The sequence below is a fragment of the Spirillospora sp. NPDC046719 genome (assembly GCF_040645715.1).
In the GTDB taxonomy this organism is placed as follows: Bacteria; Actinomycetota; Actinomycetes; order Streptosporangiales; family Streptosporangiaceae; genus Spirillospora.
In genome coordinates this window covers 1-1,189 of sequence record NZ_JBEYYT010000927.1, presented here as the reverse complement: position 1 = coordinate 1,189, position 1,189 = coordinate 1, and the positions used below count along the sequence as shown (strand labels likewise).

2 pseudogenes are annotated in these 1,189 nt (G+C 76.2%); one reads left to right on the top strand and one right to left on the bottom strand.

The features are described from left to right. Positions 1–404, bottom strand: a pseudogene (locus tag ABZ914_RS51625) (3-oxoacyl-ACP synthase); the annotation flags it as partial. A gap of 216 nt (positions 405–620) precedes the next feature. On the opposite strand from ABZ914_RS51625, the pseudogene ABZ914_RS51620 reads away from it, so the two are divergent. After that, a pseudogene (locus tag ABZ914_RS51620) lies at positions 621–1,189 on the top strand (hypothetical protein); the annotation flags it as partial.

The following is a 1,189-nucleotide window of genomic DNA, read 5'->3' as shown; positions in this document are numbered from 1 at the left end:
CAGCCGTGGGCGGCCTGCACCCCCAACACGCCCCGGGTGCGGGGGGCGGCGACGACGAGGGCGGCGGCCCCGCGGGCGCCGAGCAGCGCCTGCACGCGGCAGGCGGTGGAGGGACCGAGCTCGTCGGGGGTGGAGGTGCCGAGGACGATCAGCCCGAGGTCGTCGGGCCGCAGCCCGGCCGCGTCGAGGGCGTCGCGCGCGGCGGCGGCGGCGAGGTCGGAGGCGGCCTGCCCGGGCGCGGCGGTGTGCCGGTTGCGGATGCCGGTGCGCCGCTCGATCCAGTCCTCGTCCAGGCCGAGCGAGCGCGCCACCTCGGTGCTGGGGACGCGCCGTTCCGGCAGGTAGGAGCCGGTTCCGCGGATCGCCCACCGGGTGTGCGCGGGCTGCTGGTCGCTCCAGGTCATGCGTCGCTCCCCCCAACCGGCGGTGAGGCCGGTGGTCGTGGCCGGGCCCGGCACGGGCGGGAGACCGATCTCCGGTCCGTCCGTTGCACCGATGGTTGCCAGGCCGATTCCATGAGTGAATAATCCCATTTCAGGATTTGTGTTCCATAACTCCTCGATAAGCGGCCATTATCCGAAAAGAAAAGAGAGCCTTCCTTCCAGGTAAGGAGACCTCGCGTGTCCCACACCTCTTTCCAGCCGGACGGCCCCTTCGACCCCGCCGGGGAGCTCAAACCCGATGACGTCTGCGCGTTCCTGTTCGCCGGGACGGGTTCGGCGGGCGTCCCCGACCTGCCCTCCTTGGCACGTTCCGGTCCCGCCGCCGCGCGCGCCGCCGCCGACGTCCTGGACGCCGTCCAGGAGGGCCTGCCGGACGGCTGGCCCTCGCTGCGCGCGATCCTGCTGGAGGACCCCGCCGGGTACCGGGCCGCGGCCCGCGCCCCCGGCGTCGCCCAGCTCGCCGGCTACGCCTCCTCCGTCGCCGTCGACCGCGCCCTGCGCGCGATGGGCGTGCAGCCCGGCTTCGCCGTCGGGCAGAGCTTCGGGGAGATCGCCGCGATGGTGTGCGCGGGCGTGTTCGCCATCGCCGACGGCGCCCGGATGGCCGTCAGCCTCGTCGAGGTCCTCGCCCGGCGCGGCGCGGGCGGCGGGGTGGGGCGGCTGGAGGGCGGCGGGGCGGGCGGCCGCGCCGGCAACGAGGCCCGCCCCGCGCCCCCGGGGGGCGGCGCGGGGCGGAACGCCCCCGC